At 42.4% G+C, this 15,858-nt stretch carries 20 protein-coding genes; 12 read left to right on the plus strand and 8 right to left on the minus strand.

The genetic code is table 11. From position 1 onward, the window contains the following. Positions 1-31: 31 nt before the first annotated feature. From mlaD to mlaF, 3 genes are read right to left on the minus strand one after another with little or no spacing between them, the layout of a single operon-like run. A complete protein-coding gene (mlaD, locus tag P2E05_RS16895) occupies positions 32-529 on the minus strand; it encodes an outer membrane lipid asymmetry maintenance protein MlaD (protein WP_163863002.1) in 498 nt (165 codons plus the stop codon). A 3-nt stretch (positions 530-532) separates the two neighbouring features. Beyond that, positions 533-1,315 (minus strand): lipid asymmetry maintenance ABC transporter permease subunit MlaE, encoded by a 783-nt coding sequence (gene mlaE, locus P2E05_RS16900; protein WP_154624904.1) that lies wholly within the window; start codon positions 1,313-1,315, stop codon positions 533-535. 6 nt (positions 1,316-1,321) lie between these two features. Then, on the minus strand, positions 1,322-2,125 hold the full coding sequence (gene mlaF, locus P2E05_RS16905) for a phospholipid ABC transporter ATP-binding protein MlaF (RefSeq protein WP_154624903.1): 804 nt from the start codon (positions 2,123-2,125) through the stop codon (positions 1,322-1,324). Between the two features lie 483 nt (positions 2,126-2,608). Between mlaF and kdsD the strand changes: the two genes are divergently transcribed. From kdsD to rnk, 11 genes are all read left to right on the plus strand, one after another. After that, the gene (kdsD, locus tag P2E05_RS16910) at positions 2,609-3,577 is read left to right on the plus strand and encodes an arabinose-5-phosphate isomerase KdsD (RefSeq protein WP_154624902.1); all 969 of its coding nucleotides are present in this window, start codon (positions 2,609-2,611) and stop codon (positions 3,575-3,577) included. Positions 3,578-3,592: 15 nt separating this feature from the next. Then, entirely contained in the window at positions 3,593-4,153 is a 561-nt protein-coding gene (gene kdsC, locus P2E05_RS16915; RefSeq protein WP_154624901.1) for a 3-deoxy-manno-octulosonate-8-phosphatase KdsC, read from the plus strand. Between the two features lie 15 nt (positions 4,154-4,168). Further along, positions 4,169-4,762 carry an LPS export ABC transporter periplasmic protein LptC gene (gene lptC / locus P2E05_RS16920; RefSeq protein ID WP_154624900.1) on the plus strand — a complete coding sequence of 198 codons (594 nt, stop codon included), beginning with the start codon at positions 4,169-4,171 and terminating at the stop codon, positions 4,760-4,762. Beyond that, positions 4,746-5,294, plus strand: a complete 549-nt coding sequence (gene lptA / locus P2E05_RS16925; protein ID WP_154624899.1) for a lipopolysaccharide ABC transporter substrate-binding protein LptA — start codon at positions 4,746-4,748, stop codon at positions 5,292-5,294. Before lptC ends, lptA begins: the two co-directional genes overlap by 17 nt. Before the next feature lie 5 nt (positions 5,295-5,299). Continuing rightward, positions 5,300-6,025, plus strand: a complete 726-nt coding sequence (lptB, locus tag P2E05_RS16930; protein WP_154624898.1) for an LPS export ABC transporter ATP-binding protein — start codon at positions 5,300-5,302, stop codon at positions 6,023-6,025. Between the two features lie 165 nt (positions 6,026-6,190). Beyond that, on the plus strand, positions 6,191-7,636 hold the full coding sequence (gene rpoN, locus P2E05_RS16935; RefSeq protein ID WP_154624897.1) for an RNA polymerase factor sigma-54: 1,446 nt from the start codon (positions 6,191-6,193) through the stop codon (positions 7,634-7,636). 22 nt (positions 7,637-7,658) lie between these two features. After that, entirely contained in the window at positions 7,659-7,946 is a 288-nt protein-coding gene (gene hpf / locus P2E05_RS16940) for a ribosome hibernation promoting factor (RefSeq protein WP_154624896.1), read from the plus strand. A 102-nt stretch (positions 7,947-8,048) separates the two neighbouring features. Beyond that, the gene (ptsN, locus tag P2E05_RS16945) at positions 8,049-8,516 is read left to right on the plus strand and encodes a PTS IIA-like nitrogen regulatory protein PtsN (protein WP_154624895.1); all 468 of its coding nucleotides are present in this window, start codon (positions 8,049-8,051) and stop codon (positions 8,514-8,516) included. A 168-nt stretch (positions 8,517-8,684) separates the two neighbouring features. Then, positions 8,685-9,536: an RNase adapter RapZ gene (gene rapZ, locus P2E05_RS16950; RefSeq protein WP_276122922.1), complete on the plus strand. Its 852-nt coding sequence runs from the start codon at positions 8,685-8,687 to the stop codon at positions 9,534-9,536. Beyond that, positions 9,536-9,808: a PTS phosphocarrier protein NPr gene (gene npr, locus P2E05_RS16955; protein WP_154624893.1), complete on the plus strand. Its 273-nt coding sequence runs from the start codon at positions 9,536-9,538 to the stop codon at positions 9,806-9,808. Before rapZ ends, npr begins: the two co-directional genes overlap by 1 nt. A 188-nt stretch (positions 9,809-9,996) precedes the next feature. Beyond that, entirely contained in the window at positions 9,997-10,407 is a 411-nt protein-coding gene (gene rnk, locus P2E05_RS16960) for a nucleoside diphosphate kinase regulator (RefSeq protein WP_154624892.1), read from the plus strand. A 124-nt stretch (positions 10,408-10,531) separates the two neighbouring features. Here rnk and P2E05_RS21765 read toward each other — a convergent pair whose 3' ends face one another. Both P2E05_RS21765 and pmbA read right to left on the minus strand, forming a co-directional pair. Beyond that, positions 10,532-11,053 carry a YcxB family protein gene (locus P2E05_RS21765; protein WP_154624891.1) on the minus strand — a complete coding sequence of 174 codons (522 nt, stop codon included), beginning with the start codon at positions 11,051-11,053 and terminating at the stop codon, positions 10,532-10,534. Between the two features lie 85 nt (positions 11,054-11,138). Then, positions 11,139-12,479 (minus strand): metalloprotease PmbA, encoded by a 1,341-nt coding sequence (gene pmbA / locus P2E05_RS16970; RefSeq protein WP_154624890.1) that lies wholly within the window; start codon positions 12,477-12,479, stop codon positions 11,139-11,141. A 174-nt stretch (positions 12,480-12,653) separates the two neighbouring features. Between pmbA and yjgA the strand changes: the two genes are divergently transcribed. Beyond that, a complete protein-coding gene (yjgA, locus tag P2E05_RS16975) occupies positions 12,654-13,199 on the plus strand; it encodes a ribosome biogenesis factor YjgA (RefSeq protein WP_154624889.1) in 546 nt (181 codons plus the stop codon). A 384-nt stretch (positions 13,200-13,583) separates the two neighbouring features. On the opposite strand, the gene P2E05_RS16980 is transcribed toward yjgA, so the two are convergent. Genes P2E05_RS16980 through tldD form a run of 3 tightly spaced genes read right to left on the minus strand, consistent with a single transcriptional unit; the run spans position 13,584 to position 15,855 of the window. Next, a complete protein-coding gene (locus P2E05_RS16980) occupies positions 13,584-13,892 on the minus strand; it encodes a barstar family protein (RefSeq protein ID WP_154624888.1) in 309 nt (102 codons plus the stop codon). A gap of 11 nt (positions 13,893-13,903) precedes the next feature. Further along, positions 13,904-14,386, minus strand: coding sequence for a ribonuclease domain-containing protein (locus P2E05_RS16985; RefSeq protein WP_196713753.1), 483 nt, complete (start codon positions 14,384-14,386; stop codon positions 13,904-13,906). 23 nt (positions 14,387-14,409) lie between these two features. Then, a complete protein-coding gene (tldD, locus tag P2E05_RS16990; protein ID WP_163863009.1) occupies positions 14,410-15,855 on the minus strand; it encodes a metalloprotease TldD in 1,446 nt (481 codons plus the stop codon). Between the last annotated feature and the right edge of the window lie 3 nt (positions 15,856-15,858).

The raw sequence follows: 15,858 nt of genomic DNA on the forward strand, positions 1-15,858 counted from the left end.
TTATTCCTTCTAAATCCGTATTAATGTCGAATCAATTTGCTGTAGGATCAGCACCTTGACTATCTCCACTCTTATATAGGAACTGCCCTATCAGATCTTCTAATACCATCGCAGGTTTAGTATCTTCTAAGCGCCCCCCATCTTTAAGGGTTTCAATTCCTAATTCTTCACCAGAAGGGCCAATATTCATTGCAATATATTGTTCTCCTAGCAAACCAGAAGTACGAATAGATAACGAACTTGAATCTGGAATGTTGTCATACTCACTCAACAAATCAATTTTCACATCAGGCACATAGTTATCTTTATTCAGCGTAATGCTTGCAACTCGACCAATCACAACACCGCCCACTTTCACTGGGGAACCTTCTTTTAAGCCACCAATGTTTTCAAAAGAGGCAGAAACCTGATAGGTGGATTGACTACCAATTGACTTTAAATCAGCCACTTTTAAACATAGAAAAACAATTGCTGCAATTGCCAGCAGCATAAAACAACCTACCCATATTTCACTTTTTTTACTTTGCATGACTTAGTTCCCAAACATCAGTGCTGTAAGTACAAAATCTAGACCAAGAACCGCGAGTGATGCATGAACAACGGTTCGTGTTGTCGCTCGGCTTATCCCTTCCGATGTTGGGATAGCGTCATAGCCATTAAACAATGCAATCCAAGTGACTGTGATGGCAAAGACAAGACTCTTGATAAAGCAATTCACAATATCCATGCGCCAATCAACAGAAGATTGCATTGAAGCCCAAAAAAAGCCTTCATCAATCCCTTTCCAATCAACGCCAACCAATGCACCACCGAGGATCCCTACGGCAACAAAGATAAGTGATAGCAATGGCATACTAATAAAGCCAGCCCAAAAACGCGGGGCAATCACTCGACGTAAGGGGTCGACAGCCATCATTTCAAGGCTTGATATTTGCTCAGTCGCTTTCATCAGGCCGATTTCAGCGGTTAATGCAGAGCCAGCACGCCCTGCAAACAGCAGTGCTGTCACGACAGGCCCTAATTCACGCAATAACGATAATGCCACCATCATTCCGAGACTGGCTTCAGCACTAAAGGTTGTTAGAACAAGATAGCCTTGTAACCCAAGCACCATACCAATAAATAGCCCTGAAACAGCAACTATTAACAATGATTGCACACCAACAGCGTACAATTGCCTAATTAACAGTGGCCATTGTTTGGAAAATTCGGGTTTTCCAAACAATGAACGAAACAGCATATAGCCGGCTCGCCCAAAAGCCGAAAAAATTTCAATCCACCGACGTCCGAAGGCAGCGATTGCCTCTACTATCATCTTATTTTACCCTAATAAATCAGCCAGATAATCATTGGCGGGGAAACGGAATGGTACAGGCCCGTCAGCAATACCATCTAAAAACTGCCTAACGCGTGGTTCTTGGTTATCTCTTAACTCATCACCAGTCCCTTGTGCAATCACATGCTGCTGAGCAACGATATAGGCATTGTCAGCAATACTAAGCACTTCTGGCACATCATGAGAAACCACCACGCAGGTCACGCCTAATGCTTGATTCAGCTCATCAATCAATTTGACTAGCACGCCCATCGTAATGGGGTCTTGTCCAACAAAAGGCTCATCAAACATAATTAGCTCAGGGTCAAGTGCGATAGCTCGAGCCAAAGCTGCTCGTCTTGCCATCCCCCCCGATAACTCTGAAGGCATCAATTTTGCAGCCCCTCGTAAACCTACCGCTTCTAGCTTCATCATGACCGTAGTATGGATCAATGATTCCGGTAAGCGAGTATGTTCACGTAAAGGAAATGCTACGTTGTTAAAAACATCCATATCAGTAAATAGCGCCCCAGACTGGAACAACATGCTCATTTTTTTACGAGCCTGATACAGTTTTGAGCGTGATAATTCCGGAATATTATCACCATCGAACCAAATTTCACCTTGATTTGGGCGTAACTGGCCGCCAATAAGGCGTAATAGCGTGGTTTTCCCTATTCCCGATGGCCCCATAATTGCCGTTATCTTACCCCGTGGTACTGTTAGGTTAATATTTTCAAATATTTTCCTATTGCCACGAGTAAAAGACATGTCACGCACTTCGATTAAGTTGTCTGTCTTTGTTTGCATTTGTTTGATAGCCCGTCACATCATCAATTTTTATTTTCTCAAAGCGCTAGGCTCGCGATTTTACAGAAAAATAGACCAAAAATCGTCTAATATCACATCTGATTTTATTTATAGTATTATAACGTTCTAAATAGCGTTATTGGTGTGAAAAATGTGTTTTTTTATATCTAAAAGATACATACAACAACAGAATTATTAATAGTTAAACATTATTTTTGCGCAATTGAAGCAGATAGCTCTTAGACTTTAAAAATTTGTTATTCGTTGAGAATACTAAAGTTCATCATTCTTTATTTGGTTTATGATGCTAATGAATACCGAGAGCCACTGACTTAAGCTTTTGTTAATCTCCGCCAGTCATCATTGATTAAAATATAATTAATATTCGACTGATTTGACAAAGCACTTACTGATAGTAAGTATTCGTTATACAATTCGCGCTCGCTAATCCGATTAACTGAAAAGCTACGCATGGAACAGAAAATGTCAAACATCGATTTTCAGCAAGTAGGCAAAGAAGTTCTCCATATCGAAAGTGAAGGCCTAAAAAATTTAGAACAATATATCAACGATGATTTTACCCACGCTTGTCAGCGCATTTTTGCTTGCCAAGGAAAGGTCGTTGTGATGGGTATGGGAAAATCGGGTCATATTGGACGAAAAATTGCAGCAACCTTGGCCAGTACAGGTACACCTTCTTTCTTTGTGCATCCTGGCGAAGCTAGCCATGGCGATCTGGGAATGATTACCCATAAAGACATTGTATTGGCAATTTCTAACTCTGGTGAATCGAGTGAAATCCTAGCGCTATTGCCTGTTTTAAAACGAATTAAAGTTCCATTGATCTGCATGACCAATAACCCTAATAGTAATATGGGTAAATATGCCGATGTTCACCTCTGCATAAAAGTGCCAAAAGAAGCGTGCCCATTAGGCTTGGCCCCTACCACAAGTACCACCGCAACGCTGGTGATGGGGGATGCATTAGCGATTGCCTTACTCACCGCGAGAGGCTTTACGCCGGAAGATTTCGCACTTTCTCACCCTGGTGGCGCACTTGGGCGCAAACTTTTATTATTAGTTCGTGATTTAATGAATGTCGGTGATGATATTCCTCATATTCCACAAACAGCGACGTTACGTGAAGCATTAATTGAGATTACTCGCAAAAAATTAGGCATGACTGTGATTTGTGATGACGAGATGAATATTGCTGGTATTTTTACAGATGGTGATTTGCGTCGCATCTTCGATATGGGTATTGATCTTAACAACGCAAAAATAGCCGATGTGATGACGCCAGGTGGCATCAAAATAACCCCGAATATGTTAGCGGTAGAAGCACTTAACCTTATGCAGTCTAAACATATTACTTCATTGATGGTCGCAGAAGGTAATAAGCTAGTCGGTGTTTTACATATGCATGACCTTTTACAAGCTGGTGTTGTATAAAGAAAAGGAATGATTATGGATCCGCACTTTCAGGACACGTGTTACGGTCCTGTAACCCAAAATGTTTTAAAAAAAGCCGCTAAGATTAAATTGTTAATCTGTGATGTCGACGGTGTCATGTCTGACGGCCAAATTTACATGGGAAATAACGGCGAAGAGCTGAAAGCATTTAACGTGCGTGATGGTTACGGTATTCGCTGTTTGTTGACCTCGGGTATCGACGTGGCCATTATCACTGGCCGAAAGGCAAAATTGCTTGAAGATCGCGCAAAGACACTCGGTATTACATATCTTTACCAAGGACAGAGCGATAAGCTTTTGGCGTATCATGAACTGTTAGATACACTAAAAGTAAGCGCGGAAGAGACAGCCTATATCGGAGATGATCTCATTGATTGGCCTGTCATGGCAAAAGTTGGGCTATCTGTAGCGGTTGCTGATGCACACCCATTGCTACTACCAAAAGCCGATTACGTTACACGCATTGGTGGTGGTAAAGGAGCAGTTCGTGAACTTTGCGATTTGATCCTGATTGCTCAAAATAAACTGGAAGAAGCTAAAGGCTTATCGATTTAAAGAATAAAGACACCCATGAGTAACGCTAAAAAGTGGTTAATTATCCTGTTATCCTTGATAGCACTTGGCCTGATCGGTTGGAACCTCGCTGGTTATGATACCAGCACCCCAACAGCAGGCGTTATAGATAACAGTCAACCTAATTATCAAACTGATGATTCAGTGACATTCGTCTATAATCCAGCAGGTGATTTGGCCTATAAACTTGTATCAGATAAAATTGATAATTATACGGCAGACAAACTCACTTGGTTTACTAACCCTGTTTTGACAACTTATAACGAAGCAGGCGTACCGACATGGACTGTGCGGTCACTCAAGGCCAAACTGACGAATGATAGAGTGCTCTATTTATATGACGATGTCCAAGTCGATAGTTTAAGCCCTGATTCACAAATTCAGCGAATTTCAACCCAAAGTGCTGTCGTTAATCTGATAACACAAGATGTTTCATCGGATGATAAAGTTACCATCATCGGGCAAGGCCTTAATTCTACTGGTTTAAAAATGCGCGGTAACCTGCGTTCAAGAACCGCAGAGTTAATTGAAGATGTAAAAACTCATTACGTGCTACAAAAAGAAGAGCAAAAAAATGAATCAAGTAAATAAAAAGCGTTTTATTCAAGGAGCCGTTGCCAGCGCAATTTTTGCTCTTAGCGTACCAGCTTCCGCATTAAAATCTGATACACAACAACCGATGACAATTAACTCAGTCAAGCAGTCCCTTGATTTAGAGAAAAATGTCACCACATTTACAGATGATGTTGTGATTAAACAAGGTTCTATTGATATCAGAGCCAATAAAGTCGTGGTTACGCGTCCTAGCAGTAACTCTGACAAAATTACGATAGAAGCATTTGGTAATCCAGTGACGTTCTATCAACTACAAGATGATGGTAAGCCAATTAAAGGCCGAGCAGCGAAAGCACGCTACGAAGTGGATAAAGAACTGCTGACATTAACAGGTAATGCCTATCTTGAGCAGTTAGATAGCAATATTAAGGGTGATAAAATTACCTATATCGTGCCGACACAACAGATGGAAGCATTTAGCGATAAAGGCAAACGCGTCACCACAGTATTATTGCCATCACAGTTACAAGAGAAAGGCCCCGCGGCAAACAACGGAAAGAGTAAATAATCGTTATGGCGACATTAACCGCTGAGAATCTGGCAAAAGCCTATAAAAAACGCAAGGTCGTTGAAGATGTCAGCCTTGAGGTGAAGTCTGGTGAAATTGTTGGTTTACTTGGCCCTAATGGTGCGGGTAAGACGACCACCTTTTATATGGTGGTCGGAATCGTCCAGCGAGATGCAGGTAAGATTACCATTGATGGCGAAGATATTAGCCTGTTGCCTCTTCATGAACGCGCACGCCGTGGTATTGGCTATCTGCCTCAAGAAGCCTCAATTTTTCGCCGCTTGAGCGTTTATGATAACCTGATGGCAGTGCTAGAAATACGTCATGACTTAAATTCAGACCAACGTAAAACACGTGCTGAAGAGCTAATGGAAGAGTTTAGTATCACCCATTTGCGCGATAGTATTGGTCAATCGTTGTCAGGTGGGGAACGTCGCCGTGTTGAAATTGCTCGCGCATTAGCCGCGAATCCGAAATTTATCTTGTTAGATGAGCCGTTTGCTGGTGTTGACCCAATTTCAGTATTAGATATCAAAAAAATCATCCAACATTTACGTGACTATGGTCTGGGCGTGTTGATCACCGACCATAACGTGCGAGAAACACTCGATGTCTGTGAAAGAGCTTATATTGTGAGCCAAGGGCACCTGATAGCACACGGAACACCTGAGATGATCCTCGAAAATGAACAAGTCAAACGCGTTTATTTAGGGGAAGGCTTCCGTCTATAAGTTATTAGTCATAGACTCTAAAATAAGTCGAGCATCGCTAGGTGACAGAGACACGATTTGTTGAATGTCTTAATAAATCAGAAAGCAGGTCAACAACATTCGCTAGCGATACCGTCACTGGTTGTATGACAAATATATTTTTGAGATGGAGATAAAAGACCATTCATGAAGCAAAGTTTGCAGCTCAGAATCAGTCAGCAACTTGCAATGACACCCCAACTGCAACAGGCTATCCGCCTGTTGCAGCTCTCTACACTTGAGCTACAACAAGAAATCCAACTCGCTCTAGAAACCAACCCCCTTCTAGAACAAGAAGAAAATGCCAATGAATTAGATTCGCTGGATGACATCGATATCGACACTGATAGTAGCGAAATCGATACCAAAGATGCTCTCGAAAAGGGTGATATGCCTGATGAGCTCCCACTGGATGCCAATTGGGATGAGATTTACACCGCTGGCACACCTTCAGGCACCAGCAACGACTACAGTTTCGATGAATTACCGGTCTACCAAGGGGAAACGACACAAACCCTACAGGACTATTTGCAGTGGCAATCCGAGTTAACTCCTTTTACCGATACGGATCGTGCTATTGCGACAGCAATTATTGATTCTATTGATGATTCAGGCTATCTCACCACATCAATTACCGATATCCATGAAGGTATTGATAACCCTGATATCACTTTGGAAGAAGTGAGCGCGGTTTTAAAACGAATCCAACATTTTGATCCCCTTGGAGTGGCGGCACAAGACCTTAAAGAATGTTTACTCATTCAGCTATCTCTCTATCCGAAAAATACCCCTGGATTAGAGGAAGCTCGTACGATTATTCGCCAACACATCGATTTACTGGCAAATCGCGATTTTCGCCAGCTCACTAAGCTGACTCGATTAAAAGAAGATGCACTAAAAACCGCTATTGATCTGATATTGACGTTGAATCCCAAACCCGGCCAATCCATCAATACCGGAGAGTCTGAATATGTCATTCCTGATGTTTTAGTGAAAAAAATCAATGGACACTGGCAAGTTGAATTAAATACAGATAGCATCCCTAAACTAAGTATTAACAATCACTATGCTTCACTGATAAAAGATTCAGTAAGCGAAAGTGATTCACAGTATATTCGTAGCAATTTGCAGGATGCTAAATGGCTGATTAAGAGTTTGGAAAGTCGCAATGAGACCTTGTTAAAAGTCGCAACTTGCATTGTTGAACAGCAACAAGAATTTTTCGAACTCGGCGATGAATATATGAAACCCATGATATTGGCTGATATTGCTTATCAGGTCGATATGCATGAATCGACAATATCGAGAGTCACAACGCAAAAATATCTCCATAGCCCTAGGGGAATTTTTGAATTGAAGTATTTTTTCTCTAGCCATGTGAGTACCGATACTGGAGGAGAAGCTTCCTCAACGGCAATACGTGCGTTAGTGAAAAAACTGGTTGCTGCTGAAAATCCAGCAAAACCATTGAGTGACAGTAAATTGACCAGCATGCTGGCCGAACAGGGCATTCAGGTTGCTCGTCGAACTGTCGCTAAGTACCGTGAATCGTTATCTATTCCGCCCTCAAATCAACGTAAAAAGTTGGTTTAATTGACAAAGTAAGGAAGATTGTATGGAATTTCAGATTACTGGACACAATATCGAAGTCACCCCTGCATTGCGTGAAACTGTTGAGAAAAAAATCAAAAAATTGGAGCAATTATTTGATCGTATCAATGGTATTCAAGTCGTTTTAAAAGTTGAAAAAGTTCAGCAGATTGCTGAAGCAACTGTGCAGGTGAATGGTGCAGAACTCCATGCGTCAGCTGAAGAAAACGACATGTACGCAGCAATCGACCTACTGGTAGACAAATTGTCACGCCAGTTAACCAAACATAAAGAAAAACTGAGACAACACTAGTCTATTTATGGTGAAATCACTCAGTGATTTATGACCAATAAATAATTAAAACCAGATAGCGTACCCCGCTATCTGGTTTTGTAGTCCTAAGCGAACAATAAAATGAACAGTGATATAGAAATCCAATTAAGCGCCGTATTATCACCAGCCTGTACACGTAATAACCTTGTCTGTACTAGCAAGAAAAGGGCTCTCGAGATTATTAGTGAACTCGCTGCCGCAGAGTTGGGATTACCGGAAAATACGGTATTTGAAGCATTACTCACCAGAGAAAAAGTCGGAACAACAGGTATTGGTAGTGGGATCGCCATTCCTCACGGTAAGTTAGCAGAAGGTGAACATACGCAAGCTGTTGGCGTTTTTTTGCATCTTGAAGAGCCTATTGCCTTTGATGCCATCGACAATCAACCTGTCGATCTGCTTTTTGCATTACTTGTGCCTGCCGATCAGTGCAAAACACACCTGCACACGTTATCGTTAATCGCCAAAAAATTAGCAGACAAATCTTTTTGTAAGCGTCTAAGATCGGCACAAAGCGACGCTGAGCTATATAGTATTATTACTGAGTAATCTATAATTGAATGACTTTGTCATCACAGGGTTACATGTATATAAAATTTTGATATTTTCTATATAGCTGTACTGACATAAACTGTGATGTTTTAATAAGTAAGCAAAAGTTCGATTCAACTATCGAGATCATATGATCATCGAAAAGAAACAAAAGGGAGTTAGCTCATGGTGCTGATGATTGTCAGCGGCCGTTCCGGTTCGGGAAAATCCGTTGCCTTACGTGCGCTGGAAGATATGGGTTTCTATTGTGTGGATAACCTGCCGGTTGTGCTGCTTCCAGAACTGGCCAATTCACTCGCAGATCGTAATATTTCAGCCGCTGTGAGCATTGATGTGCGTAATATGCCCGATAACCCAGAGATCTTTGAAGAGGCATTAGATAGATTACCTGCTAGTTTTTCGCCTCAACTCTTGTTTCTGGATGCTGATCGCAACACATTAATTCGCCGCTATAGCGATACGCGTAGGTTACATCCTCTTTCCAGTAAAAATTTATCGCTAGAGAGTGCGATAGATGAAGAAAACGAGCTGTTAGAACCACTACGCTCTCGTGCTGATTTAGTGATAGACACCTCTGAAATGTCAGTGCATGAATTAGCAGAGATGTTGAGAACACGTTTAATGGGCAAACGTGAACGTGAGCTCACCATGGTGTTTGAATCTTTTGGTTTCAAACACGGTATCCCTATCGATGCGGATTATGTTTTTGATGTCCGCTTTTTACCCAATCCGCACTGGGATCCTAAATTACGCCCAATGACAGGGTTAGATCGCCCCGTTGCTGCATTCTTAGATAGGCATACTGAGGTCCATAACTTTATTTATCAAACACGCAGCTACCTAGAATTGTGGCTGCCAATGCTTGAAACAAATAATCGTAGTTATCTGACTGTCGCTATAGGCTGTACTGGCGGTAAACACCGTTCTGTTTATATTGCTGAACAGCTAGCTGATTATTTTCGTTCCCGCGGCAAAAACGTACAGTCCCGCCACCGAACGTTAGAAAAACGGAAATAATGACACTAAAAGCGACCATCACCTTAAAAAACCGGCTTGGCATGCATGCTAGGCCGGCAATGTTACTTTATGAATTAGTTCAAAAATTTAACTCTAGAGTTATTTTACGCAATAATAATCATATCGAGGCTGAGGCGGATAGCGTTATTGCGATGTTGATGTTAGACTCAGAGCAAGGAAGTACCATTGATATTGAGGTTAGCGGCCCTGATGAAGATCAGGCTTTATCCGCGATAATTAACCTGTTCGAAAGTGGATTTGATGAAAGTTAGTATAATCAACCAATTATTTACGAACTAAATATCAGTTGTTTTACAACTATTGGCTCAGAGATCGTGATCATGATCTCTTCCTTTTGGAGCTTGAAGAGCCTAATATTTTATACAATTTTATCACAGCGACACCCCCTACCTTATTGGGTGGGGGGTGTTTGCTTTGTACGTCTCTATTGGAGTGTGGTATGACAAAGCCAACAATTATTATCAATGATTTAGATGCAGAGCGCCTAGACGCACTATTGGAACAAGCTGCTTATGCAGGTACCCCAGTTGCTGACGCATTGAATGATGAACTTGATCGTGCAGATATCCTGTCACCACAGGAAATTCCTGCTGACGTCGTCACAATGAACAGTACTGTGCGTTTTCTTGATTTAATCAGCAATGAAGAACGCACGCGTACGTTGGTTTATCCAGCATCATTAAAAGATAGTGCGGAACAACTCTCTGTAATGGCACCCATTGGCGCTGCTTTACTTGGTTTACGTGTCAATGATGAGATCAGTTGGGCATTACCTAATGGTGTTGAAACTCGCGTTAGAGTACTTGAAATTATTTATCAGCCAGAAGCGGCTGGTGAGTTTCACCGTTAATGCCCCAATAACGCGCTAGTACTGTGTTAGGGCCCATAAGGGCGCCTAACACATTTTGCCTTACCGTATCACCTTAACTCTCTTCAATCCCCATTTCATCACTTCTAAAGATGAGTGACTCAACTCATTCCATCAACAAATTCGTGGCATGTTTTTTTACCATATGCACGAACTGTTGACTTTCCTCTGTCGATACAAAACAACGAGCAGGAATAATAATGGTACTGACACGGTCAAAAAACAGGTATAACAAATCGCCATCTGTTCGGATAAACGTAAATTTTTCCCACTTGATAAATGAAGAGCCATATTCGCTGGTTTCATGAATGCCTTGTTCATCAAAATAATACTGCTTTTCAGAAAAAAGTAAGCTATCGGGATCAGGTATTGCACACCGGAAGGTCTGTAATATTCGAGCCGCTATAAATAAAAATAAGCACAGTGAAATAAGCAATGCCATCGAAATTTGGGCCAATGTGATGTTAAGCAGTTGCAACGCCACCACAAATACAACAATAAAAATGATAAACATCACCAAAGGAATGGACGAACTTTTCCCCTTATAAAAATAATTATTTTTATAGCAGTAGTTATTGAACCGTATATATTCATTACGATTTAATGTTACTCGAATGGGGTCTACCATATAAACATATCCTATTGTGAGCAAAAAACTGAGGAGCAATCGCTCCTCAGACTCCTTTATACAACAAATGCTCGCTATAATGCCATTATTGGCCTGCAATGCTCATTTCAGGCAGTAGTACTGAACCACACTGAATATTGCTTCGCGTTTCAATATCATCTGCGATAGTAACCATATTCGCCCACATCTCTTTAAGGTTACCCGCAATAGTAATTTCGCTCACTGGGTATTGGATCTCACCATTTTCGACCCAAAAACCGGAGGCACCACGCGAATAATCCCCCGTGATCCCACTGACTCCCTGCCCCATCAATTCAGTGACAATTAGGCCTGTGCCCATTTGTTTTAACAGCGCTTCAAATGATAAACCTTGCCCTGCAATGCGCCAGTTATGGATGCCCCCTGCATGTCCTGTACTTTGTAGCCCCAACTTTCTAGCTGAATAGGAAGTCATCAACCAAGTTTGCAGCACACCCTTTTCAATAATATTGCGCTCAGTAGTACGCACACCTTCACTATCAAATGGTGATGAGGCGAGTCCACCGATTAAATGAGGCTGTTCATTGATGGTTAGCCATTCAGGCAAAATTTGCTTGCCAAGGCTATCCAATAAGAAAGAGGATTTACGATAAATACTGCTACCGCTGATTGCCCCAACAAGATGACCAAACAGCCCTGTCGCCACTTCAGCAGCAAAAATAACGGGAGCCTTCATTGTTGGCAGCTTTCTTGGTGATAAGCGTGCCAATGTACGACGAGCGCACTCTTGCCCCACCCATTCTGGTGATTTCAAAGCACTCAAGCTGCGTCCAATGGTATAAGCATAATCGCGTTCCATATCACCATTTTGTTCCGCAATCACACAGCTCGACATAGAATAACGACTTGAACAATAGCTTTGTAGCATACCGTGTGAGTTACCAAACACGCGAACACCATAATGACCATTAAAGCTGCCACCTTCCGTATTCACAATACGTGAATCGACCTGAAGCGCTGCCATCTCGGCTTGTGATGCTAACTTTATCGCTTCCTCTGGTGTAATGTCGCTAGCCTGAAATAATTGTAGGTCAGGCGCTTCAAAAGCGAGTAGTGATTTTTCAGCAGGGCCAGCACAAGGGTCTTCCGACGTATAACGAGCAATATCGACAGCGGCTTGTACTGTGCGTTCAATGGCTGCTGGGCTTAAATCGGTAGAAGACGCACTACCTTTACGTTGATTGTGATAAACCGTGATCCCCAGCGCCCCATCACTATTGAATTCAACATTCTCTACTTCACCTTGGCGGGTACTGACACTAATTCCAGTGCTTTTATTCACCGCGACTTCAGCCGCATCACAACGGCTTTTTGCAAAAGAGAGCGCTTGTGCGACCGCATCTTCCAGTTTTTTACGTTGTTCACTGACTTGTTCAGTTAAATTCATCGACTCAATCCACATAAAATGGGGTAAACCTGGCTTTTTTACACCAACTCACAAATGTCGGGTAGTCATCAGGGCTTTTTCCCAGTTACAATACATAATATATGAATGTTAACATCCACAACGCGGCAGGTCATGTAATTACATCGCTGCGTTCTGTAAAAAGGAAATTGAGATATGGCCAAACAGCCTGAAGACTGGCTGGATGATGTACCAGCGCCACAAGATGAAGACGATGATGAGATCATTTGGGTCAGTAAAAGTGAAATTAAGCGCGATGCTGAAATTCTAAAAAAACTGGGCGCGGAGCTCGTTGAATTAAGCAAAAGTGAACTTGAGCGCATTCCACTCGATGCTCAGTTACTTGAATCCATTGAACTGGCACAAAAAATTAAGCGTGAAGGTCGCCGTCGTCAACTGCAATATATTGGCAAGTTGCTACGTTCTCGTGATGTTGATCCTATTACTGAAGCATTAGATAAACTAAAAAATCGTCATAACCAGCAGGTTGTCATTCTACATAAGCTTGAGGACCTACGTATTCGCCTTGTTGAAGATGGCGACAGTGTGATTGAAGAAGTGGTTGCTCTATTCCCTCATGCAGATAGACAACAGCTCAGAGCGCTCGTGCGCAACGCCAAGAAAGAACGTGAAAGTAACAAACCGCCGAAAGCTTTCCGTCAAATCTTCCAATACCTAAAAGAGCTATCTGAAAGCGCGTAAATTATCCTCCCCTATACCGAGTGAGATATAGGGGAAGATGTCAAAAATAGTGTCCCTCTAAGCACTACTTCGCTTCTTTTATATCAACGTCATATGCACCCATAATACCTTTTTAAGGTTCTCTATGGGGATGGCTGCCTCAATAATCGTTGACTCCTCAAAGAGCCCGTCAATTACCAATATATCCCAATTTTTGATCTCTCATCGTGCTTGAGCCACCCACTTATCGCCGGGAGGAGGGTCGGAGGTTCATGATTTAAAAAATTAGCGATATCTTATCGTTTGGGGAAATTTTTGTGGGATCTTAGTATGGCTTTCTTCCATACATCGCCTTGAAAAGAGCGTTTTTAGCTGAGAAAAATGGGAAGCAGATTTTCTCAATAGTTAGATCTGTTTTTCACAGCCTGATTGTTCATCATCATTTTCACACACAAATATTAGGTCATCCCCCCATAAATCATGCGCATCGTGCATCATCGCGATGATATCGTCAAACGTCGATTTTTGCTCATCGCTAAGATGAGTAAAGACGATAGTAACAGGCAATTCGATACCTGCTGACACACTATCCCACAACGCATCAAGGTTTTTACCAAACCAATCTGGCAATGAAAATTGCAGCTCAAATTGGCGATAAAAATCCTCAATGCTACTAATTTGTTGAAAATTAAAGATAACAACAGGACGGCTCATATCAATACTCTTTAATTAATTTCTTGAAAGCTTTTGTAGTGATCTCGCGTGACATAAATCATGCCATCTGAAGAGTATAGCAAACGGTCGGCACCGCGATGCCCACAGTTATAATTCAGATCAGCTTCATACCATTGGCGATTTGGTGCAATAGGTAAACGCTGTTCACGATTTGAAAAACGGTCACCACCGATAGCTTTACCTGGGAGCACATCACACAAGTTGCCTTGCTTAGGGTTCCATCCTGCCCGACGAGCTTCCTTTTTAGTGACATAAAAACGGGGCAATTGATGGTGTTTTTGCATATACCCCACCACATTGGCTTGTTTTGTTAGCTCATCTATTTGTTGAACATGTTGATTCTGTATTGCTTGCTCTGATGTTGAAGCAGGCTTTTCAGCCTGCTTTTTCTCTTGTTGCTCGCCCGCATTAAAATATAAGCTAAGTGCGATCAACACAGCCATCAACAGCATAGAAATAATACGTTTATTCATCATTACCCTCCTTGGCTTCTCGTTTAAGCTGTACCACCAACGGTCATTTTATCCAGTTTCAGTGTCGGCTGCCCAACCCCAACAGGAACACTTTGCCCTTCTTTACCACACACGCCAACCCCTTTATCAAGCGCAAGGTCGTTGCCTACCATGGAAATTTGCTGCATGGCTTCAACGCCAGAGCCAATCAAAGTTGCACCTTTAACAGGCGAGGTAATTTTACCCTTTTCAATGAGATAGGCTTCAGATGTGGAGAAAACAAACTTACCCGAAGTGATATCGACTTGGCCACCACCAAAATTAGGTGCATAAATGCCTTTATCCACACTAGCAATAATATCCTCAGGTGTTGAAGAGCCTGCTAGCATATAGGTATTCGTCATACGCGGCATCGGTAAATGCGCATACGATTCACGCCGTGCATTCCCTGTTGGCGCAACCCCCATCAAACGTGCATTCAACTTATCTTGAATATAATTTTTCAAGACTCCGTTTTCAATCAACACATTATATTGACCAGGAACACCTTCATCATCAATAGCTAAGGACCCTCGGCGACCTGCGATGGTTCCATCATCGACAACAGTGCAAAGCGGAGAGGCGACCAATTCACCAATTTGCCCAGAGAACACAGAAGTGCCACGGCGGTTAAAGTCACCTTCTAAACCATGCCCAACCGCTTCGTGAAGGAGGACTCCCGGCCAGCCCGCGCCCAATACAACAGGCATCATACCCGCAGGCGCAGCTATTGCAGATAAATTAACCAGCGCCATACGCACCGCTTCTTTAGCATACTGCTCTGCTAGCACCTGACCTTGATGAATTCCAAGGAAATACTCATAGCCGTAGCGACCACCACCGCCACTGCCGCCACGCTCGCGCTTACCTTCATGTTCCACTAGCACACTGACTGATAAACGAACCAATGGGCGAATATCAGCCGCTAATGTTCCATCAGTCGCAGCAACGAGTACCTGCTCATAAACCCCCGTAAGGCTTGCATTAACTTCGATCACGCGAGGATCTTCGGCTCGGGCTACCTGATCGACGCGATGCAATAAGGCAATTTTTTCTTCGCGAGATAAGCTTTGTAGTGGGTCCGTTGCCGAGTATAGCTTCTTGTAATCTACCTCGGTTAAAATCTGTGATTTGCCATGACCTTGTTCGTTAACAATGCTACGTGCAGCTGTCGCACTTTGTTGTAATGCCATCAACGAAATCTGATCTGCATAGGCAAATCCTGTTTTTTCACCATTTACAGCTCGAACACCAACACCTTGGTCAATATTATAAGAGCCATCTTTGATAATACGATCTTCTAACACCCATGCTTCGTGATAGCTCGATTGAAAATAAAGATCGGCATAATCGAGCTTACGCTCAGATAATAAACCTAATGTGTCATACAGTTTTTGGTGGTCAAGACCATTGGCAGCCAGCAAATGTTCGCTGACAGAAGCTAAACTCATATT

The organism is Providencia stuartii (assembly GCF_029277985.1).
Classification (GTDB): domain Bacteria; phylum Pseudomonadota; class Gammaproteobacteria; order Enterobacterales; family Enterobacteriaceae; genus Providencia; species Providencia zhejiangensis.